This window comes from Vibrio sp. FF266 (assembly GCF_041439695.1).
Taxonomy (GTDB): domain Bacteria; phylum Pseudomonadota; class Gammaproteobacteria; order Enterobacterales; family Vibrionaceae; genus Vibrio; species Vibrio tasmaniensis_A.
This window is the reverse complement of record NZ_JBGOOO010000010.1, coordinates 126,728-150,741: the sequence shown is the minus strand read 5'-3', so window position 1 is coordinate 150,741 and position 24,014 is coordinate 126,728. Positions and strand designations below refer to the sequence as shown.

At 45.3% G+C, this 24,014-nt stretch carries 26 protein-coding genes; 8 read left to right on the top strand and 18 right to left on the bottom strand.

Annotated elements, in window-relative coordinates:
* From ACED59_RS10640 to fkpA, 9 genes are all read right to left on the bottom strand, one after another.
* On the bottom strand, positions 1 to 435 hold a 435-nt coding region (locus tag ACED59_RS10640; protein ID WP_371731362.1), incomplete at its 3' end, for a GTP-binding protein.
* A gap of 146 nt (positions 436 to 581) precedes the next feature.
* Positions 582 to 2,678, bottom strand: coding sequence for an elongation factor G (gene fusA, locus ACED59_RS10635; RefSeq protein WP_012604915.1), 2,097 nt, complete (start codon positions 2,676 to 2,678; stop codon positions 582 to 584).
* 166 nt (positions 2,679 to 2,844) lie between these two features.
* The gene (gene rpsG, locus ACED59_RS10630; protein WP_012604916.1) at positions 2,845 to 3,315 is read right to left on the bottom strand and encodes a 30S ribosomal protein S7; all 471 of its coding nucleotides are present in this window, start codon (positions 3,313 to 3,315) and stop codon (positions 2,845 to 2,847) included.
* 104 nt (positions 3,316 to 3,419) lie between these two features.
* Positions 3,420 to 3,794 (bottom strand): 30S ribosomal protein S12, encoded by a 375-nt coding sequence (gene rpsL, locus ACED59_RS10625; protein ID WP_012604917.1) that lies wholly within the window; start codon positions 3,792 to 3,794, stop codon positions 3,420 to 3,422.
* Positions 3,795 to 3,975: 181 nt separating this feature from the next.
* A complete protein-coding gene (gene tusB, locus ACED59_RS10620; RefSeq protein WP_009848936.1) occupies positions 3,976 to 4,251 on the bottom strand; it encodes a sulfurtransferase complex subunit TusB in 276 nt (91 codons plus the stop codon).
* 8 nt (positions 4,252 to 4,259) lie between these two features.
* Entirely contained in the window at positions 4,260 to 4,616 is a 357-nt protein-coding gene (gene tusC, locus ACED59_RS10615; protein WP_017096568.1) for a sulfurtransferase complex subunit TusC, read from the bottom strand.
* Positions 4,613 to 5,002: a sulfurtransferase complex subunit TusD gene (gene tusD, locus ACED59_RS10610; protein WP_017096567.1), complete on the bottom strand. Its 390-nt coding sequence runs from the start codon at positions 5,000 to 5,002 to the stop codon at positions 4,613 to 4,615. Before tusD ends, tusC begins: the two co-directional genes overlap by 4 nt.
* Positions 4,996 to 5,721 (bottom strand): transcriptional regulator, encoded by a 726-nt coding sequence (locus ACED59_RS10605; RefSeq protein WP_012604921.1) that lies wholly within the window; start codon positions 5,719 to 5,721, stop codon positions 4,996 to 4,998. The genes tusD and ACED59_RS10605 overlap by 7 nt, the downstream gene beginning before the upstream one ends.
* A gap of 205 nt (positions 5,722 to 5,926) precedes the next feature.
* A complete protein-coding gene (gene fkpA / locus ACED59_RS10600; protein WP_009848932.1) occupies positions 5,927 to 6,703 on the bottom strand; it encodes an FKBP-type peptidyl-prolyl cis-trans isomerase in 777 nt (258 codons plus the stop codon).
* Positions 6,704 to 6,834: 131 nt separating this feature from the next.
* On the opposite strand from fkpA, the gene ACED59_RS10595 reads away from it, so the two are divergent.
* Together ACED59_RS10595 and ACED59_RS10590 are read left to right on the top strand one after the other, a co-directional pair.
* Positions 6,835 to 7,812 (top strand): WD40 repeat domain-containing protein, encoded by a 978-nt coding sequence (locus ACED59_RS10595; protein WP_029223759.1) that lies wholly within the window; start codon positions 6,835 to 6,837, stop codon positions 7,810 to 7,812.
* A 5-nt stretch (positions 7,813 to 7,817) separates the two neighbouring features.
* Entirely contained in the window at positions 7,818 to 8,045 is a 228-nt protein-coding gene (locus ACED59_RS10590; protein ID WP_009848930.1) for a SlyX family protein, read from the top strand.
* Positions 8,046 to 8,227: 182 nt separating this feature from the next.
* On the opposite strand, the gene ACED59_RS10585 is transcribed toward ACED59_RS10590, so the two are convergent.
* The 5 genes from ACED59_RS10585 to kefG all read right to left on the bottom strand — a co-directional run bounded on the left by ACED59_RS10585 (position 8,228) and on the right by kefG (position 12,858).
* Complete coding sequence (locus ACED59_RS10585; protein ID WP_017096565.1) at positions 8,228 to 9,193, bottom strand: isoaspartyl peptidase/L-asparaginase family protein; 966 nt, start codon at positions 9,191 to 9,193, stop codon at positions 8,228 to 8,230.
* A 235-nt stretch (positions 9,194 to 9,428) separates the two neighbouring features.
* Positions 9,429 to 10,019 carry a peptidylprolyl isomerase gene (gene slyD / locus ACED59_RS10580; RefSeq protein WP_017096564.1) on the bottom strand — a complete coding sequence of 197 codons (591 nt, stop codon included), beginning with the start codon at positions 10,017 to 10,019 and terminating at the stop codon, positions 9,429 to 9,431.
* Between the two features lie 94 nt (positions 10,020 to 10,113).
* Positions 10,114 to 10,314, bottom strand: a complete 201-nt coding sequence (locus ACED59_RS10575; RefSeq protein ID WP_009848927.1) for a YheV family putative zinc ribbon protein — start codon at positions 10,312 to 10,314, stop codon at positions 10,114 to 10,116.
* Between the two features lie 176 nt (positions 10,315 to 10,490).
* A complete protein-coding gene (gene kefB, locus ACED59_RS10570) occupies positions 10,491 to 12,287 on the bottom strand; it encodes a glutathione-regulated potassium-efflux system protein KefB (RefSeq protein ID WP_029223757.1) in 1,797 nt (598 codons plus the stop codon).
* On the bottom strand, positions 12,274 to 12,858 hold the full coding sequence (gene kefG, locus ACED59_RS10565) for a glutathione-regulated potassium-efflux system ancillary protein KefG (RefSeq protein WP_017096561.1): 585 nt from the start codon (positions 12,856 to 12,858) through the stop codon (positions 12,274 to 12,276). The genes kefB and kefG overlap by 14 nt, the downstream gene beginning before the upstream one ends.
* A 174-nt stretch (positions 12,859 to 13,032) precedes the next feature.
* On the opposite strand from kefG, the gene ACED59_RS10560 reads away from it, so the two are divergent.
* The 6 genes from ACED59_RS10560 to crp all read left to right on the top strand — a co-directional run bounded on the left by ACED59_RS10560 (position 13,033) and on the right by crp (position 18,822).
* On the top strand, positions 13,033 to 14,955 hold the full coding sequence (locus ACED59_RS10560; RefSeq protein WP_017096560.1) for an ABC transporter ATP-binding protein: 1,923 nt from the start codon (positions 13,033 to 13,035) through the stop codon (positions 14,953 to 14,955).
* The gene (locus ACED59_RS10555) at positions 14,952 to 15,422 is read left to right on the top strand and encodes a TIGR02444 family protein (protein WP_009848923.1); all 471 of its coding nucleotides are present in this window, start codon (positions 14,952 to 14,954) and stop codon (positions 15,420 to 15,422) included. Before ACED59_RS10560 ends, ACED59_RS10555 begins: the two co-directional genes overlap by 4 nt.
* 278 nt (positions 15,423 to 15,700) lie before the next feature.
* Positions 15,701 to 16,693, top strand: a complete 993-nt coding sequence (locus ACED59_RS10550; protein ID WP_012604928.1) for a hydrolase — start codon at positions 15,701 to 15,703, stop codon at positions 16,691 to 16,693.
* 95 nt (positions 16,694 to 16,788) lie between these two features.
* Positions 16,789 to 17,001 carry a YheU family protein gene (locus tag ACED59_RS10545; protein ID WP_010435208.1) on the top strand — a complete coding sequence of 71 codons (213 nt, stop codon included), beginning with the start codon at positions 16,789 to 16,791 and terminating at the stop codon, positions 16,999 to 17,001.
* A 77-nt stretch (positions 17,002 to 17,078) separates the two neighbouring features.
* Positions 17,079 to 17,948, top strand: coding sequence for a phosphoribulokinase (locus ACED59_RS10540; RefSeq protein ID WP_012604929.1), 870 nt, complete (start codon positions 17,079 to 17,081; stop codon positions 17,946 to 17,948).
* A 241-nt stretch (positions 17,949 to 18,189) separates the two neighbouring features.
* Positions 18,190 to 18,822 carry a cAMP-activated global transcriptional regulator CRP gene (crp, locus tag ACED59_RS10535; protein ID WP_004729651.1) on the top strand — a complete coding sequence of 211 codons (633 nt, stop codon included), beginning with the start codon at positions 18,190 to 18,192 and terminating at the stop codon, positions 18,820 to 18,822.
* 184 nt (positions 18,823 to 19,006) lie between these two features.
* Here crp and ACED59_RS10530 read toward each other — a convergent pair whose 3' ends face one another.
* The 4 genes from ACED59_RS10530 to ACED59_RS10515 form a co-directional block, all read right to left on the bottom strand.
* The gene (locus ACED59_RS10530; RefSeq protein WP_017096559.1) at positions 19,007 to 19,798 is read right to left on the bottom strand and encodes a DUF1338 domain-containing protein; all 792 of its coding nucleotides are present in this window, start codon (positions 19,796 to 19,798) and stop codon (positions 19,007 to 19,009) included.
* A 213-nt stretch (positions 19,799 to 20,011) separates the two neighbouring features.
* A complete protein-coding gene (astD, locus tag ACED59_RS10525; RefSeq protein WP_012604932.1) occupies positions 20,012 to 21,469 on the bottom strand; it encodes a succinylglutamate-semialdehyde dehydrogenase in 1,458 nt (485 codons plus the stop codon).
* Between the two features lie 39 nt (positions 21,470 to 21,508).
* Positions 21,509 to 22,528, bottom strand: coding sequence for an arginine N-succinyltransferase (gene astA, locus ACED59_RS10520; protein ID WP_029223756.1), 1,020 nt, complete (start codon positions 22,526 to 22,528; stop codon positions 21,509 to 21,511).
* A 107-nt stretch (positions 22,529 to 22,635) separates the two neighbouring features.
* On the bottom strand, positions 22,636 to 23,847 hold the full coding sequence (locus ACED59_RS10515; protein WP_012604934.1) for an aspartate aminotransferase family protein: 1,212 nt from the start codon (positions 23,845 to 23,847) through the stop codon (positions 22,636 to 22,638).
* Positions 23,848 to 24,014 lie beyond the last annotated feature (167 nt).

Here is a 24,014-nt window from a genome sequence, read left to right as displayed (position 1 = left end):
CTCTTCGTCATCAACCATGTCACATTTGTTCATGAATACGATGATGTAAGGGATACCAACTTGACGACCAAGTAGGATGTGCTCACGAGTTTGTGGCATAGGGCCATCTGTAGCAGCAACAACTAGGATACCGCCGTCCATTTGAGCAGCACCAGTGATCATGTTTTTAACATAATCGGCGTGTCCAGGACAGTCTACGTGTGCGTAGTGACGTTCAGGAGTATCGTACTCAACGTGAGAAGTTGCGATTGTGATACCGCGCTCGCGCTCTTCTGGAGCGTTATCGATAGATGCGAAATCTTTAGCAACACCGCCGTACACTTTTGCAAGTGTAGTACAGATAGCAGCAGTTAGAGTTGTTTTACCGTGGTCAACGTGGCCGATAGTACCAACGTTTACGTGCGGTTTCGTACGTTCAAATTTTTCTTTAGACACAATCGTGTTCCTTCCTAGTTATGATTCGCCACGTTCATTATTGAGCGAGACGCGCCAGAAATTGCTATTTTATGCGCCAACTCTCGTTAGCGCAATATTTGGACGCATTGTTCTTTCAAAAAATGAAAAAAATGCGTCCCTTTTGTTTAACCACGCTCTGCAATGATTGCATTAGCAACATTTTTTGGCACTTCAGCGTACTCACTAAACTCCATAGAGTAAGAAGCACGACCTTGTGTCGCAGAACGTAAATCAGTTGCGTAACCGAACATGACAGACAACGGAACTTGTGCACGAATTATCTTCAGGCCAGCTGTCCCCTCGTCCATACCTTCGATGATGCCGCGACGACGGTTAATATCGCCAACAACGTCACCCATCCAGTCTTCTGGAGTAGTTACTTCAACTTTCATCATAGGCTCAAGCAAAACTGGTTGCGCTTCTAGTGCACCTGTTCTGAAAGCCATAGAGGCAGCGATTGTAAACGCCATCTCACTTGAATCTACTTCATGGTAAGAACCATCATATAGTGTAGCTTTGATATCCAAAACTGGATAGCCCGCTAATACACCATTGTTCATTTGCTCTTCAACGCCTTTAGCGACAGAGGTAATGAACTCTTTTGGCACGATACCATTGGCAATTTCATCTACGAAGACAAAGCCTTCACCGGCTTCTGATGGTTCCAGTTTCAGCCACACGTGACCGTACTGTCCTTTACCACCATGTTCGCGGATAAATTTACCTTCAGCTTTTGCTGTACCACGAATGGTTTCACGATAAGCAACTTGCGGATTACCAACGTTGCAGTTCACACTGAATTCACGCTTCATGCGGTCAACGATGATATCTAAGTGCAGTTCACCCATACCAGAGATTAGTGTCTGGCCAGTCTCGTCATCCGTTTCAACACGGAACGATGGATCTTCTGCCGCTAGCTTACCTAACGCGATAGTCATTTTATCTTGATCAGCTTGAGAGCGAGGCTCTACAACGATCTGAATAACTGGATCTGGGAATTCCATACGTTCAAGAACAATTTTATGGTTCTGATCACATAGAGTTTCACCAGTAGTAACATCTTTAAGGCCGATAATGGCTGCGATGTCACCTGCTCGTACTTCTTTTACTTCTTCACGCTTGTTTGAGTGCATTTGAACAATGCGCCCTAAACGTTCACGTTGTTTCTTCACAGAGTTGTAAGCTGTTTTACCGCTTTCAACAACACCAGAGTAAACACGGATGAAAGTTAAAGTACCAACAAATGGGTCTGTTGCAATTTTAAATGCTAGCGCTGAGAACGGTTCTTTGTCGTCTGCATGACGCTCTGCTTCGTTCTCGTCTTCATCGATACCTTTAATTGCAGGTACATCGACTGGAGAAGGAAGAAAATCAACAACTGCATCTAGAACAGCTTGTACACCTTTGTTTTTGAATGCACTACCACAAGTAGCAAGTACGATTTCATTATTAAGGGTACGAGTACGAAGACCTTGTTTGATTTCAGCTTCTGTTAGTTCACCTTCTTCAAGGTACTTATCCATCAGCTCTTCATTTGCTTCTGCAGCAGCTTCAACAAGTTCTGTACGATATTCTTCAGCCATTTCTTGCATGTCTGCAGGAATATCTTCGTACGTGAAAGTCATGCCTTGGTCAGCTTCATTCCAGTTAATCGCCTTCATCTTGATAAGATCGACAACGCCTTGGAAGTTTTCTTCAGCACCAATGTTCAGTTGAATTGGAACAGGAGTTGCGCCTAGGCGATCCTTGATCTGTTCAACTACACGCAAGAAGTCTGCGCCTGTACGGTCCATTTTATTAACGAAAACCATACGTGGAACTTGGTACTTATCAGCTTGACGCCATACAGTCTCTGACTGAGGTTCAACACCAGATGAGCCACAGAACACAACAACTGCACCATCAAGCACACGCAGAGAACGTTCTACTTCGATTGTGAAGTCAACGTGCCCCGGAGTGTCGATGATATTAATACGGTGGTCAGAGTACTGAGCTTCCATACCACGCCAAAACGTAGTAGTTGCTGCTGAAGTGATCGTAATACCGCGCTCTTGCTCTTGCTCCATCCAATCCATGGTTGCTGCACCATCGTGAACTTCGCCGATTTTGTGAGAAAGACCGGTATAGAACAGAATACGTTCACTTGTGGTTGTTTTACCTGCATCTACGTGAGCAACGATACCGATATTACGGTATTGCTCAATAGGAGTTTTACGAGCCACGGTTGAATCCTCTTATTAGAGACTTAGGGACTATTGCTATGTCTAGATTATGCGTTAAAAGCGATACTTCGCTAAAAAGTGCTTGCCCTAGAAATAGCAATAGTTCCTAGCATAAGCATAGGAACTAAAGAAGTGCTGCAAGGAAACTTGCAGCACTAAAAAGGTATTACCAGCGGTAATGTGCGAACGCTTTGTTTGCGTCAGCCATACGGTGAACGTCTTCACGTTTCTTAACCGAAGTACCTTTGTTCTCAGACGCGTCTAGCATTTCAGCAGCTAGGCGTTGAGCCATAGATTTTTCACCACGCTTACGCGCAGCTTCAACTACCCAACGCATAGCAAGAGCGTTACGGCGAACCGGACGAACTTCTACAGGTACTTGGTAAGTTGAACCACCCACACGGCGAGATTTAACTTCTACCGCTGGACGAACATTTTCAAGAGCTTCTTCAAATACAGCTAAGTGATCTTTACCAGATTTCTCAGCCATAACTTCTAGTGCAGTGTAAACAATCTTCTCTGCAGTAGATTTTTTTCCGTCAACCATAAGGATGTTAACGAATTTTGCCAGCAGCTCAGATTTGAACTTAGGATCTGGAAGGATCTTACGCTGGCCTATTACGCGACGACGTGGCATGGAATTTCTCCGTTGTCTTCTTCAGGTTTTTTCCAAAACTTTTCAGAATAATAAATAAATAGTGTTTGGCCTTACTTAACGCTTTCTTTTAAAAAAAAGACGCATTAAGACTTAGGACGTTTCACACCATACTTAGAACGACCTTTCTTACGGTCGTTAACGCCTGCACAGTCAAGTGCACCGCGAACAGTGTGGTAACGCACACCTGGTAAATCTTTAACACGACCACCACGGATAAGAACAACACTGTGTTCTTGAAGGTTATGACCTTCGCCGCCGATGTATGAAGTAACTTCAAAGCCGTTAGTTAGACGAACACGACATACTTTACGTAGTGCTGAGTTCGGTTTTTTTGGAGTAGTAGTATATACGCGAGTACATACACCACGTTTTTGTGGGCACGCTTCTAGTGCAGGCACGTTGCTTTTAACAACCTGCTTTACACGAGGAGTACGTACCAACTGGTTAATAGTTGCCATTAACTAGCTCCTGATTTACTTGAAAGTAAGCTTGATGAAAAATCTAGCCCTATTACACATAGTGTAAATAGGGACGCAAAATTCTATTCAGCAGTGGGATGTGTGTCAAGAAATATACAGATCTTTTTTAGCCGTCTAGAGCTCAGGATGGTCTTTTTTTAACCACACTGATAAAATGCAGCTACCAAGTGACTGATTTGTCGTTCAAAACAGTCAGTTTTACGAATCCATCGAAGTCCACTTGATCCAGGGTGCTTGAAGCAAGTTGTTGTAAACCTCGACTATAAAGATCTGTTTTTAATACCGACACATGTTTAACGGTGGAGATTTGATTGAATAACTCATGATTTGGAAGGCAAACATACACCGCATCTTCAACCAAAAGGATATGGTCCTTTTGTTGCGAGTACATCAATGCAAGCTTGAGTTTGTCTACTGATTTTACAATATGAAGCATAACGTTCCCTAGAAAGTCAGTATTTTTTGGCTCTGAGCTAACTTCTGCGTCAACTCATTCATTTCTAGCGCAGTCACATCGATCAGTAAGTTATCAGTCGAGAGACCAAACTGATTGAGGCTATGTTGACACACGTAAACCTGCTCGATGTCGTAGAGGTCCATAAGCTTGAATGCAGAAATATAGTCACGTGATAAGGATTCATCAGGCTGTTGCGCTTTGAGAAGCTGTGTAACGCCATCACCGACAAAGAATACGCTGATGTCTTCACTGTAAGCTGAAGCCGCTAACAATGCGTCTAGCCCTTCCCTACCTGCAGCCGTTGTATGAGGAAAGCTGTTAAATATAAATGCTAATGTGCTCAAAACTGGACAACCCTATCTTGCGTCAGAAGTGCTTCAGATAAACTCCCTAAGCCTGCTTGGGTAAACCCTGTCGCCAAGTTAGAGGCAATTAATTGATGTTGCGCCGCTTCTTCAGTGCTGATAACTCCACGCCTTAGCGCAGCAGCAACACATGTCTCTAGGCTAACATTGTGCTCGTCCGCCAGTTTTTGCCAAGCGGCAGCTAAGTCAAATTCATCATTAGCCGGCACAGTAATGCTAGAGCCATTACTGACGCCGTCTTGATAGAAGAACACACTGTGAAGTTTGTGGCCCTGTTTCAATAGAGCCACAGCAAACTGATAAGCACTTCTTGCGGATTGTGACCCGTAAACGGGTCCATTAACTAAGAGTGTATAGCTTAACAACCCTCTTCATCCTCTGTTTTACGTTGACGGATGTACAAGTACACTGTGTGCTTAGAGATATTCAATCGCTCAGCAACGCGGTTAATCGCGTCTTTGATGTCGAAAATACCTTTGTCGTATAGCTCCATCACGATTTGGCGATTTTTGGTGTTGTTCGATACAGATTTGTCTGCATTGATTTCTTCAATCGTGCGTTCAACCGTTTGATCGACAAGTTCTTCAACATCACTAGCAAAGTTAACAGATGACGCAGCTTCGTCCGCGTCTTGCGTAGGCATGAAAGATTGCAGCACTTGTGAGAATGGCGCATCTAAGTTCACGTTAATACACAGTAAGCCAATCACTCGGTCTTCACCATTGCGGATAGCAACCGTGATCGACTTCATTAGTACCCCGCCTTTAGCGCGAGTAAAATATGAACGAGAGAAGTTACGCTTAGAACCTTCAATATCTTTCAACATCTTCAATGCAAGATCGGTGATTGGCGAACCAACCTGACGGCCTGTATTTTCACCATTGGCAATTTTAATCGCTGAAGTATTGAGGTCTTCTAAAGAGTGTAAAACGATTTCACAAAACGGACCGATCAGACTCGCAATACCATCAACTACGGCCTCATAAGATCTTAGGATAATTTTATCGTGTTCACTGAATGGCATGACATGGACTGATTCCATTTCGAGTAACATGTCCGCATTGACTGTTTCTGTAGTAGTCACTTATTCCTTACCTTCGTGTGAAAAATCAACAAATTTATGTAAGTTTATCAGAAAATTTTAATTGCACACCTAGCTAACATTGCAACTAGTGATTTAGAACAAGTTTAAAAATCAAATACTCATATTCAAGTCATAAAAAAAGCCTAACTTAAAGTTAGGCTTTTTATTCAATCAACGTATTTTAGTACGAGGCTTTTAATCGATATTATTGTGCAGGAGCTGCTTCAGCGTTATCGATGTTTAGTAGTTCTACTTCGAATACTAGCGTTGAGTTAGCTGGGATAGTCGGTGTATCTTGCTCACCGTATGCTAGCTCTGGCGGGATAACGAACTTGTACTTAGAACCCACTTGCATCAGTTGTACACCTTCAGTCCAACCTGGGATTACGCGGTTTAGTGGGAATGTTGCTGGTTCGCCACGATCGTAAGAGCTGTCGAACTGAGTACCGTCTGTTAGCGTACCTTTGTAGTGTACTTGAACCGTATCAGTGTCTTTTGGAGAAGCGCCTTCACCAGCCGTCATTACTTGGTAAAGTAGACCAGATTCAGTTTGCTTAACGCCTTCAGTTTTAGCGAACTCAGCGCGGAAGTCATCACCCGCTTTCTTCACTTCTGCAGACTTTTCTGCCGCTTGTGCTTGCATCGTTTCAGCAACACGCTTGTCTAGAGCTTCAAGAGCTGCACGAGTCTCTTCTTCGTTAAGTGCCGTCTTCTCTGCGAATACGTCTTCGATACCTTGAAGAACCATCGCTTTGTCTAGGTTAATACCTAGCTCGCTTGGCTTATCAATGCTTGTGCTTAAGTAGTTAGCGAAAGATACACCGATTGCGTATGCCGCTTTGTCATCTTCTGTTTTAAAGTTTACTGCTGCAACTTTAACTTCTTCTACCTGTGGAGCTTCTGCCTTTGGTTCTTCTTTCTGACAACCAACTGCTAGCATAACCGTTGCGGCAAGCAGTGATACTTTTAAAACTGATTTCATTGAATTCTCCAATTAATGGCCAAGCCATTGGTTATTGTGCACAAATCTAATGATTAGATTGGTGTGAATACGTTAGTTATAACAATATACTAGTCATATGTCTTTCGACACAAACCGGATTATTGGATGTGATGCGAATATTTTTCCACTCATTGCTATGTACGATTGTCATCACCTTGTTAAATGGCTGCTTTTTCTTCCAAGATGATGACCAACGCTGGGAAATTGAACCCAACGGCGCCACCAGCTTTGCCCTAAGTAGAGGTGGACGCTTCGCGCTGCTCTACTCGCAGCAAAAACAGCTGCTCCTTTGGGATCTTGCCCAGAACAAAGAACTGGCTCAGCTTGGTCCACAAGATCAATCCGAAAATCAAGTATCGCGTATTCGCATCTCTGACAATGGTCGCTTTGCCATTACCGCCAGTCAGATGAATTTCGCCGTTTGGGACTTATCTTGGACACAAGCTGAAGGGCTATGGTCGATTTCCGATGGCTTAATTCGCGATGTTGATATCTCTAGCAACGGTGAAAAAGTACTGCTGGGCCTATCTAATGGCAAAGCTATCTATGTGGACTTAGTCACCGGACGCCGTCTGGAGTTCCTCGCTCACCGAGAAAAAGTTAATTCCGTCTCCCTATCTTCGAATGGGCGCTACGCATTATCAGGCGGTAACGACTATAAAGCTTACCTTTGGGATACCGAATCAGGCTTGGTATTGCGTACATTCGAGCACGAACAAAGAGTCGTACGAGTTGCCTTACAACGAGATGGAGAGCTAGCTTTTACCTCCGATGGAGGGAATCAAGCGATGATCTGGGATCTTGAGACAGGTGAACCTCAAGCTCAATTGCAGAGCTGGTCTCGACAGCTAATTTTCTCCAGTGCTCGCTTTTCTGATGACGGCAGTATGTTGGTAACAGGTACGCCATCTAGCCAAGTGAGCGTGTGGAATACTCAAGATGGCAAACGCATTTCTCGCCACGACGCCGAGCCATTAAAAGATGCTCGCCCTCCTCGTGCGGTAGTGTATGATGCAGCCTTTGATGATAAGAACCGTGTGATATCGGGCACCTCTGCGGGCATTGCCCAAGCTTGGAATGTGGATTAAGAACGATGACAGAAAAGCGAGTTGAACAATTAGAAAGCCGCGTGAATGACCTAGAATGTCAGTTGGCTTTCCAAGAGCAAACCATTGAAGAACTTAATGAAGCGCTTAGCCAACAACAGATGTTGATCACGAGAATGCAAGACCAGATGAAGTTCGTGGTTGGCAAAGTAAAAAATATGGATGGCTCAAACCTCGCTGACGCATCAGAAGAGACGCCCCCTCCACACTATTAAGTGCGCTTTAAAGATAACGAATTAGTTCTAGTGACGCATATCGTTAGTTTTTCGTCCTCAATGTGTAAACACATTTCAGGACGGGACATAGAAAACCAAAAGGGCGACAGATACTTATCTGTCGCCCTTTTGTTTGTTTAATCTGCGCTAATTCAACTAAAGTCAGTTAAGCCAATACAAACTTAGTCATCGGCATAAATTTTTACTTCCACGCAGCCATTAGTATCAACACTCGCACGGTACATTCCTGAACTGTTCATACCGAAATGAATATCACCTTGTCCATCGATAGCAATCAAGCCTCCTTCACCACCCATGGTTTTCAATTCACCTTGAATTATCGTTTCACAAGCCGTATGCACATCTTCCTTGAGATAACGCATTCGTGCCGCCACATCACTGGCAACCATCTTTCTAAGGAAGAACTCCCCCATACCTGTTGTTGAAACGGCCACATTGCCATTTTCAGCAACAGTGCCTGCACCGATGATTGGAGAATCTCCCACACGACCGTATTTTTTATTGGTTACGCCACCAGTGCTGGTTGCGGCTGCTAAGTTTCCGGCTTGGTCTAATGCGACCGCGCCAACCGTGCCGTACTTTTTATCATCTGGATATTTATCAGCTTGCTCTTCATCATATTTCGCTTCAGACAAAGCAAAAATACCTTTCTCTTTCATCGACTGAAGTTGGTCATAACGACGCTCAGTAAAGAAGTAATCTTGCTCGGTGAAAGTATGGTCATACTCAAACGCAAACTTCTCGGCGCCTTCACCAATCAGTAGCACATGGTCGCTTTTAAGCATCACATCACGCGCAAGCTCAATTGGATTTTTGATATGGCGGACACCGGCAATAGCCCCCGCATCCATTTCACGACCGTGCATCACAGAAGCATCCATCTCAACAAATTCATCATGAGTTAGAACTGAACCTTTACCTGCATTAAAGTGGGGACTGTCTTCCATCACCTTAACTGAAGCAACCACTGCATCTAGCGCATCGCCACCCGACTGTAATACTTGATAGCCAGCCAAAACCGATTTTTCCAAAGCCTCGGTAATACCCGTTTTTAATTCATCACTCATTTGCTCTCGTAAGATGGTGCCTGCACCACCATGAATGGCAATTGAAAAAGGCTGTGACATACAAACTCTCCACTGACGTCGACTTATAATGTTGTGCTATCAATACCACATCCATGGTTTGATGTCTGATAGCGAAAACCAAACTATTTACGAACGCTTAGATTTGCGGACACTAAGATTTGCAGACAATTAGTTTGGTAGACGGAAAGCCAGCTCAAAAAGCTAGCACCCTAAACGAAAAAAACCTCCACAAGGGAGGCTTTCAATATTCTTAAACTAAACCGTTAATTCGGTATTAGTGAGAACCACAGCTACCGCCGCCGCAGCAGCCGTCTTTTTTCTCTTCAGCATGGTCATGGCCTTCGCCACCACAGCAACCACCTTCGTGATCATGATCGTGGTCGTGACCGCCACAGCCGCCTTCTTGGTGTACGTGACCGTGTTGAACTTCTTCTTCAGTCGCTTCACGAACCGCTACAACTTCAACGTCAAACGTTAGAGTTTGGCCAGCTAGCATGTGGTTACCGTCAACAACAACTTCGTCGCCATCTACTTCAGTAACTTCAACTGGGATTGGACCTTGGTCAGTATCCGCTAGGAAACGCATGCCAACTTCGATTTGCTCAACACCTTGGAATACGTCTGCAGGAACACGTTGAACTAGGTCATCGTTGTGCTCGCCGTAAGCGTCTTCTGGAGTAACAGTTGCTGAGAACTTGTCGCCAGCGACTTTGCCTTCAAGCTCTTTTTCAAGACCTGTAATTAGGTTGTTGTGACCGTGAAGGTAATCTAGTGGAGCTTCTGCAATTGATTGATCAACTACTACGCCATCTTCAAGTTTCACTTGATATGCAACACTAACTACTACGTTCTTTTCAATTTTCATGAGAGCTCCAAGGAGGTTTGGACTAAGCTCGAACAGTTGAGCTTAGGAAAAATTCTGTACCCGGATATTATGGGGATCAATTGACGAAACTCAATCACTCAGGCTTAAAAATACCGATCATTTCTTGATTCGCGTGTTCAGATTTCTCTACAGTTTTCGGTTTACGCTGTTCTGTGAAGTCACAATCGACACATTCCACCAGCTCGATATTATTTTCAATCCACCAGCGGAGTGTGTCTTGAGTCTTGCAGCTTGGGCAGCTCGCCCCTGCGATAAAGCGTTTTTTCTGTTTCACGTTGATATCCTTTACTACTCTGGATTCGCAGTTCTTCCGCTCTAGCTCTATTAAAGACAAAGCAGAGACCACGTTTATTATTAGATCAGTTATCTAGACTTTTATTTCTAGAGCTCAAGCTATATGTCTATGCCCAAGCTTCATTTCTAAGCTCAAGCATTAGTTATCACTTCAAGCTACTGCCAATAGTTTCGAGATTGGTGATCGTTTTCCATCTCGTGTCCAAAAATCTCTTCAAGCTCTTTGCGAGCCTCTTTCGCTCTTTGGGCTAACTCGGCATCTTCGTTATGCTGAGGCAGCAACTCTTTCAGCATACCATTATCCAGTTTCCTAAAGTGTGCTTCTGCTCGCTTCGCTTTATATGGATGCATGCCAAGTTCAGTCAATGTTTGACGACCTAAATCCAGAGCACCAAGGAAGGTTTCACGCGAGTAGTTGCTCACACCGTGGTTAAGTAATTGATACGCTTCAACACGGCTTCGAGCACGCGCTAAAATCTTTAACTGTGGGAAATGCTGCTTACACAAGTCGACAGTTTTCATGATTTCGTCTGGAGAGTCGGTACACAACACGATCGCTTCCGCTTTATCAGCTCCGGCTGCGCGTAATAATTCAAGATGAGTCGAGTCACCGTAAAACACCTTGTAGCCGAACTTCCTAAGGATATGTATTTGGCTGGCATCACTTTCAAGGACGGTGATACGAATCTTGTTGGCATACATCAGACGACCAATGATCTGACCGAAACGACCAAAGCCTGCAATGATCACTCGAGGGCTACGATCAACCACATCCGAAGACATCGCACTTTCGCTGATTTGGTTCAGCTGACGAGCAAAGAATCGGTCTTGCAGCTTAAGCATCAGCGGCGTGGTCACCATAGACAGGCTCACTACCACCAGTAAGAACGACACCTGTTCGCCACTTAAGATGCCTTGTGCACTCGCAGCGGTAAAAATTACGAAGGCAAACTCACCACCTTGGCTGAGAATCATCGCCATTCGGCTGCGCGCTTTAGCTTGAGTGCCGAAGATACGAGCCAGCGCATACAGCACCAAACCTTTCAATATGACCAGAGACGACACTGCGATAAGTATTGCGAATGGGCTTTCTGCCAATAAACCTAGGTTTACTGCCATACCCACAGAGATAAAGAACAGACCAAGCAGTAACCCTTTGAATGGGTCAATCGCAATTTCTAACTCGTGTCGATATTCACTTTCAGCCAGAAGTACGCCCGCCAAGAAAGTACCTAATGCCATCGACAAACCAATCTGCTGCATGATGACGGCAATACCAATCACCAATAACAGCGCTGCTACCGTGAACAACTCACGCACACCGCTCATGACTACATATCGGAACAGTGGTCTCAACAAGAAGTGACCACCGACAAGCAAGCCAATCACACCGCCTAGCATCCACAACATGTCAGCCCAACTGCCGCCCGTATTGCCAGCAAGCAAAGGCAGCATCGCCAACATAGGGATTACGGCAATATCTTGGAAAAGTAATACCGCAAAGCCTGACTGCCCTGCTTCTTTGCCACCAAGCTCTCGCTCTTCAATAACACGCAACGCAATAGCGGTCGAAGACAAAGCTAAACCCATGCCGATGACTAAGCTAGTTTGCCAAGTTAAACCAAACATACACGCGATGGCGGTAATAATCAGAGTGGTGATCAGCACTTGCGCGCCACCGAGTCCTAGAATGGGGGCTCGCATCTGCCACAGTTTTTTCGGATTAAGTTCGAGACCAATCAAGAAGAGCAGCAGTACCACCCCGAATTCGGAGAAGTGTAGAATCGCCTCTACATCACTGATTAAACCAAGCCCCCATGGGCCAATCGCCACACCCGCTAATAAGTAACCGAGTACCGACCCTAATCCAGCGCGCTGTGCGATAGGAACCGCAACTACAGCAGCTGCTAAAAATATAACGCTACTTTGTAGAAAATCGTTAGTCAGAGCCATCATTCGCTCCTATATCTTGTAGCGGGTCTCGCAACCAATTTCGATACGCTTCTGCGTGTTGGTAACGCGTCATATCGGTGACATTTCGTGCCCAGTGTAAAACCAAAGGGGATATCCAGTGCATCTGACACAAAGCAGCCGTTAGCTCGAATGGTTGCAAAATCTCTTGTAATGGATATTTATTATAGCCTGCGGCACCAAACGCCTCTTCTTTACCACCGGTAGTAATCACACTGCGCCAGTGTTTACCTTTAAGCGCACTTTGCTCACCAAACGCAAAACCCTTGCCTAATACTCGGTCAAACCACTCTTTAAGCAGTGATGGGCAGGAATACATAAACAAAGGGTGTTGGAACACGATCACATCAAATTCAAGCAGCAATGCATGCTCAGAAGGCACATCAATAAAGAAGTCAGGATAGATGGCGTAGAGATCGTGGACTTTGACATTCCCAAGCGACTCTATCTTTTTAACCATGATCTGGTTAGCGATAGAGGTTTGCGGCTCTGGGTGCGCATAGATGACCAGCACCTTTGGCACGGGGTTGTCTGTCGAGGGAGTATTACTCATTCCTTTGAAACATTCCTTTGAAGGCTAAACGGTGGCAAGGCCACAAGAATTTAAGCAAAAGTTACTAATATGTTATTGGCATCATAACGCAAATTGCATTGTGATCGACTTTTATCTGGTTTCAGCCTACTATGCAGGCGTCTGTTCACCTCTAATTTCTATGCTATTTCAATTATGATTACTTTCTCTGATATTCAATTGCTACGCGGCGGTAAGCCACTCCTCGACCAAGCATCTGCGACTTTTCACCCTGGCGACAAGATCGGTTTGGTTGGTAAGAATGGCTGTGGTAAATCTACGCTGTTCGCCCTAATTAAGGACGAACTGTCTATTGATGCTGGCTCATTCAGTAAACCAGCCCATTGGGAAATGGCTTGGGTTGCTCAAGAAACACCTGCATTAGAAAGAACAGCAATTGAATACGTGATTGATGGCGACCGTGAATACCGTGGCCTTGAAGATCAACTTGAGAAAGCCGAACAAGCCGACAACGGCACATTAGTCGCAGAGATCCATGGCAAGATTGAAACCATTGGTGGTTATAGCATCAAAGCACGCGCGGCTGAGCTGTTAGACGGCCTGGGCTTTCGCCAAGAACAAATGACATGGAACCTGACTCAATTTTCAGGGGGTTGGCGTATGCGTTTGAACCTAGCGCAAGCCCTACTGTGTCGCAGTGACCTACTGTTACTCGATGAGCCAACCAACCACTTGGATTTAGACGCTGTAATGTGGCTAGAGCGCTGGTTACAAAACTACCCAGGCACACTCGTTCTTATCTCACACGATAGGGACTTCTTGGATCCTATCGTCAACCGCATCGTGCATGTTGAAAATCAACTGCTCAATGAATACACCGGTAACTACTCGTCGTTCGAAACCCAACGAGCGCAAAAGCTAATTCTGCAACAAGCGATGTACCAAAAGCAGCAGAAACAAATGTCGCACATGCAGAGCTACATTGACCGTTTCCGTTATAAAGCTTCAAAAGCTCGCCAAGCGCAAAGCCGTATTAAAGCGCTAGAGAAAATGGAACAAGTACTGCCCGCTCAGTTTGATAACCCTTTCAGCTTTGAATTTAGAGAACCAGACGCACTACCAAACCCAATCATGATGATGGACGAGGTATCGGCGGGTTACGATGACAATCTGATTCTAGAGAAGATTCGCTTGAACCTAGTGCCGGGCAGCCGTATTGGTCTACTTGGTCGAAATGGTGCTGGTAAATCAACGCTGATTAAACTGCTTTCTGGCGAACTGAAACAGCAAGGTGGTGAGCTGAGCTATTCGCAAGGCGTTAAAATGGGTTACTTTGCACAGCACCAATTAGAGACTCTGCACCCTGAAGAGACACCACTTCAACACATGATGCAGATTGCGCCAAAACACACCGAGCAACAACTGCGTGACTACCTAGGTAGCTTTGGCTTCCAAGGTGAAAAAGCACTCGACAAGGTGGCGCCATTCTCGGGAGGTGAAAAAGCGCGTTTAGTATTAGCGCTACTGGTATGGCAAAAGCCGAACCTGTTGCTACTCGATGAACCAACCAACCACTTGGATCTCGATATGCGTCAGGCACTAACGTTTGCATTACAGACGTTTGAAGGCGCGATGGTTATCGTATCGCACGACCGCTACCTACTTCGTGCCACTACTGATGATTTATACCTTGTACACGACCGTCAAGTTGCACCGTTTGATGGTGACCTTAGCGATTACTACAAGTGGCTAACCGAACAACAGAAAGTTGAGCGCAAAGAAGCACAAGCATTGGCACCAGCAAAAGATGGCGCCAACAGTGCTGCAGCAAAAAAAGATCAGAAACGTAAAGAAGCAGAGTTCAGAAAACTGACGGCACCCATTCGTAAAAAGCTGACTCAATTTGAAAAGCAGATGGATAAATTAACGTTGGCTCTTGAAGAAGCCGAGCAAGAATTATCCGATACTTCACTGTATGAAGCTGAAAATAAGGCTAAACTGAATAAAGTACTCGCTCTACAAGCGAGCAGTAAGTCACAGCTAGAAGAAGTTGAAATGGATTGGATGTCCACTCAAGAAGAGCTTGAGCAGATGGAACTGGATATGGATAGCTTATGAGCCCAGAGCACGCACCAATATCACTAACACTGGAACGACTATGGCAATTTAGCCTTCAGTATTACAGTGTGCGCGGTGTTAAGGATGCGTGCTTAGCTTTGCAAAACCAATTCCATGGCAACGTCAATCTACTGCTGCTTCTCAAATGGCTTGATGAGCAGCAACTCTCTTTCGCTGAGGAGGAGTGGCACAAGGTGCAACAATGCTTAAGTCGCTCTGAAACCTTGCTTCATAGTTATCGAGAGCTGCGTAAACACCTCAAAGCACACGTTGTTGATTCACTCTACCGTGAAGCCTTACAATTTGAGCTGCAGCTTGAAAAGCAACAACAGTCCGATCTCGTCGACTGCATTAAGTCTCTTCAACTTACAGCGAACCAACAATCACCGCTCGCTTTACAGTACTGTCGTTTATTAGGGGCGGAAAACCTCTACGACGCTTTTTCTGAACCAGCACCACAGCCCTAACGCATTTCCTTTTCCTTTTATTCAATCAAGCTCCAAGCTTAACTGCGCTCGCTCGTTACCATGATCGCATGCTGACTAAAAAACATTTGGGGGGGAGTCTTTAATACGCCCAACCTTGATATTATTCAACCAGTTACCCATCACCTGTTTTGGTCGATCATATCAGTGAAACCCTTGCGCTTATGCTAAGAATCAACCAAGCTCAAATAAAAACGTGGGCGTTTCGCTAAAAGCTCAACACTTTATCAAAGCCCATAAAAGAAGCATGGACTGTTTTTATGACAATATTTACCGCTGCCGCTGGCCTATCGAATCCACATTTACAAACCTTAGTGCCAAGATTTATTAGAAAGCAGGCGTTGTTTGCTCCTCAATGGCAGACCTTAGAAACTCCCGACGGCGATTTCCTAGACCTTGCATGGAGTGAATCGCCAGACGGTGACACACCAAGCAATGATGATAAAAGTAACAAGCCAATATTCGTTCTATTCCACGGATTAGAAGGGAGCTTTGAGAGCCCTTACGCCAACGGGCTGATGAATGCATTTGCTAAAGATGGTTGGCTATCAGTGATGATGCACTTTAGAGGTTGCAGCGGAAAACCAAATCGCTTGGCTCGTGCATACCATTCAGGTGAAGTCGAAGATGCGCGCTTTTTCCTAAGGCATCTGCACGCGCAGTTCCCCAACAACCCCAAAGTTGCAGTTGGTATCTCTTTGGGGGGTAACATGCTGGCGAATTATTTGGCTGAGTATGCAGACGACCCATTGCTGTCGGCGGCGACCATAGTATCTGCTCCATTTGACTTGGCTTGTTGTTCTAGTCGCATTGAGCAGGGCTTCTCCAAGCTCTATAAGAAGTATCTACTCAACTCTCTAAAATCAAACGCCTTGAAAAAAGTTAACCTGCTACAGGAAAAGCTGGGGGTCACTGCGGAAACCATTAAGAAGATCACCAAACTGTATGAGTTTGATGAACAAATCACGGCGCCTCTGCATGGGTTCAAAAATGCCCAAGATTATTATGCGCAATGCTCCGCACTGCCTAAACTCAAGAAGATCAAACTACCAACTCAGATCATTCATGCCAAGGACGATCCTTTCATGACCGATGATGTGATTCCAAAGTTCGTTCTGCCTGATAACATCGATTATCGACTGTTTCAAAAAGGCGGTCATGTGGGGTTCATTACCGGCAGCACACTCAAGCCAAGATTTTGGTTAGAAGAAGCATTACCCGCCTACTATGAAAGTCTACAAGATTCGGCATAATGACGAGCCTTAGTAAATAGCAGTAAAAATATTACTAAGCTCACTCATTTCTACAACAATAAACCTATCCATGAACATAAAAGAGAGAAGTATTTATGATCATCCCGTGGCAAGACATTGCGCCAGAGACACTGGAAAACCTCATCAAAGAATTCGTACTGCGTGAAGGTACAGACTATGGTGACGTAGAAGTTTCACTGCAAAACAAAATTGACCAAGTGAAACATCAATTAGCCTCAGGAGAAGTGAGTATCGTGTTTTCTGAACTGCATGAAACCGTTGATATTCAAGTCACAAAACGCTTCTAAGCTGCGCTCATAAAGGAGCCGTGTTATAGTGGTAAACGATTGCTAACAAGTAAGTTACTCAAAAGACAAGGGTTGTCATGTCCGCTAAACATCCAATTATTGCGGTGACAGGTTCATCTGGAGCCGGCACCACCACTACCTCAGAAGCCTTCCGAAAAATGTTCAATATGATGGACGTGAAGGCAGCTTGGGTTGAAGGGGATAGTTTCCATCGCTTCACTCGACCAGAGATGGATGTCGAGATCCGTAAGGCGCGCGAGCAAGGTAAGCACATCAGCTACTTTGGTCCACAAGCTAACGATTTTGGTGCATTAGAAGATTTCTTCCGTCAATACGGCAATGAAGGCACGGGAAAAGTCCGTAGCTATCTGCATACCTTCGATGAAGCCGTGCCTTACAATCAAATGCCCGGCACCTTTACGCCATGGCAAGAGATCCCTGAAAACTCGGATGTGATGTTCTACGAAGGTCTTCACGGTGGCGTAGTCGATGGTGACATCAATGTTTCTCAACACGTCGATCTGCTTATCGGCATGGTACCTATCGTAAACTTGGAGTGGATCCAGAAATTCGTTCGTGACACACGCGATCGTGGTCACTCTCGCGAAGCGGTGATGGATTCTATTGTTCGCTCAATGGATGATTACCTTAACTACATTACCCCGCAGTTTTCGCGTACTCATATCAACTTTCAGCGTGTCCCTACCGTAGATACATCAAATCCACTGAATGCAAAAGGGATCCCAAGTTTAGACGAAAGCTTCGTGGTTATACGTTTGCGCGGCATCAAAAACGTCGATTTCCCTTACCTGTTGGCTATGATTGATGGCTCATTTATGTCACGTCATAACACGCTTGTGGTGCCAGGAGGCAAGATGAGTTTTGCTATGGAGCTCATTGTAAGGCCGATCCTGCAACAACTTATAGAAACCGGGAAAATAGGCTAACAAAACAACATTCTGGTTGATTACTTTTCATACCGTGATCATGTGCACAATTTTGCGTAAAAAATCGTAGCTTGGTCACGATTAAAATCAAGAAATAGTACCTGAAAAAGGATACTATTCTTAAACGAAACACAAGATAGCTTGCAGCACTCAACGAGTGCTCTTATCCTAGCTAGGTCAATTCAGGCTTAGCTAAAATATGGAAAGCGGCAAGCATACCCTGCAGAGGAAGTAAGATATTATGGTTCTAGGTAAACCCCAAACCGATCCAACATTAGAGTGGTTCCTTTCACACTGTCATATTCATAAGTACCCTTCAAAAAGTACTTTGATTCATGCTGGTGAAAAGGCAGAAACCTTGTACTACATCGTTAAAGGTTCTGTGGCAGTTCTTATCAAAGACGAAGAAGGTAAGGAAATGATTCTTTCTTACCTAAACCAAGGCGACTTCATCGGTGAGCTTGGCTTGTTCGAAGAAGACCAAGAGCGTACTGCATGGGTTCGTGCAAAATCTCCTTGTGAAGTGGCTGAGATTTCTTTCAAGAAATTCCGTCAACTTATCCAAGTGAACCCAGATATTCTAATGCGTCTTTCAGCGCAAATGGCAAACCGTCTACAAGTAACTAGCCAAAAGGTTGGTGACTTAGCGTTCCTTGACGTAACAGGTCGTATCGCTCAAACGCTACTAAACCTAGCAAAACAGCCAGATGCAATGACTCACCCTGACGGCATGCAAATCAAGATCACTCGTCAAGAGATTGGCCAGATTGTTGGTTGTTCTCGTGAGACCGTAGGTCGTATCTTGAAGATGCTAGAAGAGCAGAACCTAATTTCTGCACACGGTAAGACTATCGTGGTATACGGCACTCGTTAATCTCGATTAACTGAGCCAAAAATTTGAAAGCCACCAAATGCGAATTTGGTGGCTTTTTTGTTTTCTAAATATCTAGAGAACAGATGCGGGAAGCAAAGTTAGAAATCGGACTTCACTATTCTAAAGTATCTCGAAGCGAAGCGTACCCGCACCTCTAGGGCAAAGCCCGTGCTCGTATCTTTCTTTAACCGTTGGTGCTTTCAAAGATCTTGTCAGCTGATGCCGCAACAAATCCGGTATAAAGCTCACCATTGGCCACCGCATAACGCTTAGCAAACTCATAGAAGCCTCCAGGAATCATCTCATTGCCTTCAACAAATGAAACTGGGACTTTGTCTGCCATGGTTGATGATTGCTCTAATAAGACCTCTGGAGAGCCTTTCACCTCACCACCTGACGCATTGATAGTGAATCCCGACTCATTCAGATAGTCATTCACGGCCTGCACTTCATGGAACTTATTTAACTGGTTCACACTCACCGTAAAGTGGTTTGCACCGTAGCCATGAGCTGCGAGCCAAGAAGCGTATTCACTCTCTTTTGCTAGTACTTGGAAATCTGCGAAATTCAAATCCCAAAGACGACCACCAAACAAGAATTCATGACCTTGAAGCTTACTTGCGTCAACTTGCTCAACCAACTTAGCAACGATCTGTTGCAGGTCACTTGAACACTCTTCTACCTTCAACTCACTAATGAACACTTTTGGTTGGTTTGGATCTGGGTGCTCGTAGTGCTTAGCCACTAGCTTCTTGCTCTCAAATAAGTAATCGCCACACGCCTTGTAACCTAACTCAAGGAAAGGTTTAGCCAATGTTTCAATACCTAGCGGTGCAACATTGAAAGTACGCAGTGCAATGTGATCGTTAATCAGGGCTTCGTCTTCTTTCAGCAAATGGTGTACTTTCTCAGCCGATGGGCAAAGCCTGTGAATGTAATCATTCCATAGTGATTTAAAGAGTAGATCGGGCGTCATGGTGACTCCTTGTCAGAGGTTCTAGCAAGCTAGTAATTTGGATTAGAAAGGGAGAGGCTGGACATAGAGTCAGCAGCCATCAGCCTGTGACATACTTGTTCTATTATTATCTACCGCCCAATCTAGGTGTCGGACGTGGGTGAAAAGAGGAAGCGATAACAACACTTCCCTATTTCAAGCTTAACGCATGAGCCTAAGACTCATTAGCCTAAATTAAAGCTCAATACCTGGGCTAAACGTTGCTGGAAGTTGAGTTTCGCCACCTTCCATTGAAGCCATAGGGTAAGCACAATAGTCCGCTGCATAGTAAGCACTTGGGCGTAGGTTGCCCGAAGCACCCGGGCCACCAAATGGTGCATCACCACTTGCGCCTGTTAGCTGACGGTTACGGTTAACAATACCCGCACGGATATGATCAACGAAGTATTCCCATTCAGAATCATCTGTTGATACAAGACCCGCAGACAAACCAAAACGAGTGTCGTTAGCTAGCTCAACCGCTTGCTCGAGCGATTGGTAACGAACCACTTGCAGCAATGGACCGAAGTACTCTTCATCTGGCAACTCAGCAATGTTGGTTGCATCGATAATCCCCGGAGAAACAAACGCCGCTTCGCCCGCTTTTGCTTCAACTAGGCTTACACCACCGAGTGATTGCAGATTAGCTTGCGCGTCCAGAATGAACTTAGCCGCAGCTTCGGAGATTTGTGGTCCCATGAAAGGTGCAGGTTCAGCGAATGGCTGATCAACACGAATCTTCAAGGTAGCCGCAACGAGCTTATCGAGCAGTTGATCACCCTTCTCGCCAACAGGAACATACAAACGACGCGCACATGTACAACGTTGACCCGCACTGATGAAAGCCGATTGGATAATGGTATAAACCGTCGCGTCAGCATCACCAAATTGGTCACTGATCACCATCGGGTTGTTGCCACCCATCTCTAGCGCCAGCATCTTGCCCGGTTGACCTGCGAATTGACGGTGAAGGATATGACCGGTATTAGCACTGCCCGTGAATAGCACGCCATCAAGACCTTTAGCATCGGCTAGTGCGATACCTGTCTCTTTAGCGCCTTGCACTAGGTTGATCACGCCAGCAGGAAGGCCAGCTTCTTGCCATAGCTTCATCGCAAACTCACCAGTCCAAGGTGTCTGCTCTGACGGCTTAAATACCACGGTATTACCCGATAGCAGTGCTGGAACAATATGACCATTAGGCAGATGACCTGGGAAGTTGTAAGGGCCAAATACCGCCATAACGCCTAATGGACGATGACGCAGTACGATTTGGTTACCTGCCGCTTCACGTGAAGCTTCACCAGTACGTTCGTGATATGCACGAATAGAGATAGCGATCTTGCCCGCCATCGCGCCCGCTTCAGTACGAGTTTCCCAAATCGGTTTACCCGTCTCTTTTGCAATAATCTGTGCTATCTCTTCGCTGTTCTCTTTTACTTTCTCAGCAAAGTTCAACACGATGGCTTCACGCTCTGCAAAGCTCAGTTTCTTCCAAACTAAGAACGCATCACGAGCCGCTGCTACTGCAGATTCAACCTGCGCTGGTGTTGCACTATCGCCTTGCCACACGACTTCATTGTTGTATGGGCTTACTGATGTCATGGCGTCGCCTTGACCTGCCACCCACTGTCCTGCTATCCACTGAGTCATACTTCTATCCTTAAAATCTTCGACAGATAATCGCCGCTCTTATTGAGCCAACATGCGAACGAATTCGCCTTCTTTTACTTCAAGAGCGCTTGCTACTTCAGATGATAAAATCACTGTGTCGCTTGCTTGGTCATACGCGCCTTTCGCGGCTACTGCGCGGAAGTTCTCAAATGAGGTATTACCAATTAGGAAGTCTTTAGAGCTGGAGTGCTCTGCAATTTTCACCTGAGCTCGAATCGCATGACGCACTGATTCAATATTTCTTAGATCACACTCAACCGTTGGGCCTGCATCAAAGATGTCAACATAACCACGGTTAGTGAAACCTTCACGTTCCAACAACTTAAGTGCTGGGCGTGTATTATCATGTACCTCTCCAATCACCGCCTGAGCTTCTTTGCTCAGTAGGTTCACGTAGATAGGCAGCTTTGGCATTAGGTCAGCAATGAAGCCTTTCTTACCGATACCAGTTAGGTAATCTGCAAGCGTGAAATCAATTGAGAAGAAGTGCTCTTGCAGCCATTGCCAGAAAGGTGAGTTACCTTCCGCATCCGATACACCACGCATCTCAGCAAAAATCGTTTTCGAGAAACGCTCTGGGTGTTCAGACATGATTAGGAAGCGACACTTCGACATCAAACGACCATTCAATCCACCACGGAAAGTTGGACGCAAGAACAGTGTGCAGATCTCACTGCATCCGGTGTAGTTATTACCGAAAGTCAGTAGCTTCACGACGTTATTCACGCCAAGCTTTTGCGATGAGTGCACCACTTTGCTGATGTGGTAAGAGTAAAACGGAACATCCCAGCCAATTGAGGCTTCGATACCTGTGGTACCTGCGACTTCTCCGGTTTCGGTATCAAAGCCAACCATTAGGTAGCCTTCATCACCAGGTTCAGTCACGTCTTGTTTAGCAAAGCTGTATTCAGAGTGAGTAATACGGTTGGTTAACAGTTCTTCGTTAACCGGAAGAGATGTGAATCCGTGACCAGATTCAACCGCGCAGGTATGCAACGCATCGTAATCAGATAATTTTATTGGGCGAACAACTAGCATCAATATTCCCTCCAGATGCAAAACAGGCCCAAAACGAGAATCTTGGGCCTTTAGCAGTACGTCATGGGATCGCTCTAATGGCGATCATTCCTATGACGCCGCTCAGGCTAAACTAGCGTAGCGATGGCTTTGTCTAGTTTTGATAAACCTTCTTCAATTTCTTGTGTAGTGATAACCAGTGATGGTGTGAAACGAACCACGTTTGCACCCGCAACCAGTACCATCAAGCCTTGTTCACCTGCTGCTACTAGTACATCACGAGCACGACCTTGCCATGCTTCATTAAGCGCAGCGCCTAGCAATAGGCCTTTACCGCGAACTTCACTGAATATTTGGTATTTGTCGTTAATCTTAGCTAAACCATCACGGAATAGTGCTTCGCGTTCTTTCACGCCAGCCAACGTTTCAGGTTGGCTTACTACGTCAACAACGGCTTCAGCAACGGCACACGCCAGTGGGTTACCACCGTAAGTAGAACCGTGCGTACCGACTTTTAGGTGTGTTGCAAGTTCAGACGTTGTTAGCATTGCACCGATAGGGAAACCGCCACCTAGTGATTTCGCTGTGCTTAGGATGTCAGGTGTTACACCTAGACCTTGGTAAGCGTAAAAGTTACCGGTACGGCCATTACCTGTTTGCACTTCATCAAAGATAAGCAGCGCATTGTGTTTGTCACACAGTTCACGAACCGTGTTCACGAACTCAGATGTTGGAGAGATGATACCGCCCTCGCCTTGCAGAGGTTCCATCATGATTGCACATGTGCGATCTGAGATGTGCGCTTCTAGCGCGGCAATATCGTTGTAAGGCAGGTGAGTTACATCGCCCGGTTTAGGACCGAAGCCATCAGAGTAAGCCTCTTGACCACCCACAGTTACAGTAAAGAAAGTACGACCGTGGAAACCTTGTTTGAATGCAATGATTTCAGATTTCTCAGGACCGTGAACATCCGCTGCCCAACGACGAGCTAGCTTCAATGCGGCTTCGTTCGCTTCAGCACCAGAGTTGGCAAAGAATACTTTTTCTGCAAAACATACGTCTGTTAACTTCTTCGCTAGACGTAGTGCAGGTTCGTTGGTCATTACGTTACTTAAATGCCAAATCTTGTTTGCTTGCTCAGTAACTGCGTTAACCATTGCTGGGTGACAGTGACCCAAACAGCTCACAGCGATACCACCAGCAAAGTCGATATACTCTCGGCCTTGTTGGTCCCAAACGCGTGCGCCTTCCCCTTTTACTGGGATCATTTCCATTGGGTTATAACAAGGCACCATCACCTCATTAAACAGACTACGTTCTACTTTTTTTTCCACTGTCATCGTACATTCCTTCTCGATACCGCAAGCTTCGCAAATAAGCGTACTGGTTCATAAGTGAGACAAAGATATTTTCTCTCGCCACAATCCCGCTGCAGCATTATATTTACATTTAATTAACGTTTTCAATAGTAGATTATTCTTTAGCCATCCCTAACAACCAGCTAAAC

Coding starts and splice junctions, on each gene's coding strand:
- rpsG (WP_012604916.1), bottom strand. CDS start 3,315: ATGCCACGTCGTCGCGTAATAGGCCAGCGTAAGATCCTTCCAGATCCT.
- rpsL (WP_012604917.1), bottom strand. CDS start 3,794: ATGGCAACTATTAACCAGTTGGTACGTACTCCTCGTGTAAAGCAGGTT.
- tusB (WP_009848936.1), bottom strand. CDS start 4,251: ATGCTTCATATTGTAAAATCAGTAGACAAACTCAAGCTTGCATTGATG.
- fkpA (WP_009848932.1), bottom strand. CDS start 6,703: ATGAAATCAGTTTTAAAAGTATCACTGCTTGCCGCAACGGTTATGCTA.
- ACED59_RS10595 (WP_029223759.1), top strand. CDS start 6,835: ATGCGAATATTTTTCCACTCATTGCTATGTACGATTGTCATCACCTTG.
- ACED59_RS10590 (WP_009848930.1), top strand. CDS start 7,818: ATGACAGAAAAGCGAGTTGAACAATTAGAAAGCCGCGTGAATGACCTA.
- ACED59_RS10585 (WP_017096565.1), bottom strand. CDS start 9,193: ATGTCACAGCCTTTTTCAATTGCCATTCATGGTGGTGCAGGCACCATC.
- slyD (WP_017096564.1), bottom strand. CDS start 10,019: ATGAAAATTGAAAAGAACGTAGTAGTTAGTGTTGCATATCAAGTGAAA.
- kefB (WP_029223757.1), bottom strand. CDS start 12,287: ATGGCTCTGACTAACGATTTTCTACAAAGTAGCGTTATATTTTTAGCA.
- kefG (WP_017096561.1), bottom strand. CDS start 12,858: ATGAGTAATACTCCCTCGACAGACAACCCCGTGCCAAAGGTGCTGGTC.
- ACED59_RS10560 (WP_017096560.1), top strand. CDS start 13,033: ATGATTACTTTCTCTGATATTCAATTGCTACGCGGCGGTAAGCCACTC.
- ACED59_RS10555 (WP_009848923.1), top strand. CDS start 14,952: ATGAGCCCAGAGCACGCACCAATATCACTAACACTGGAACGACTATGG.
- ACED59_RS10550 (WP_012604928.1), top strand. CDS start 15,701: ATGACAATATTTACCGCTGCCGCTGGCCTATCGAATCCACATTTACAA.
- ACED59_RS10545 (WP_010435208.1), top strand. CDS start 16,789: ATGATCATCCCGTGGCAAGACATTGCGCCAGAGACACTGGAAAACCTC.
- ACED59_RS10540 (WP_012604929.1), top strand. CDS start 17,079: ATGTCCGCTAAACATCCAATTATTGCGGTGACAGGTTCATCTGGAGCC.
- crp (WP_004729651.1), top strand. CDS start 18,190: ATGGTTCTAGGTAAACCCCAAACCGATCCAACATTAGAGTGGTTCCTT.
- ACED59_RS10530 (WP_017096559.1), bottom strand. CDS start 19,798: ATGACGCCCGATCTACTCTTTAAATCACTATGGAATGATTACATTCAC.
- astD (WP_012604932.1), bottom strand. CDS start 21,469: ATGACTCAGTGGATAGCAGGACAGTGGGTGGCAGGTCAAGGCGACGCC.
- astA (WP_029223756.1), bottom strand. CDS start 22,528: ATGCTAGTTGTTCGCCCAATAAAATTATCTGATTACGATGCGTTGCAT.
- ACED59_RS10515 (WP_012604934.1), bottom strand. CDS start 23,847: ATGACAGTGGAAAAAAAAGTAGAACGTAGTCTGTTTAATGAGGTGATG.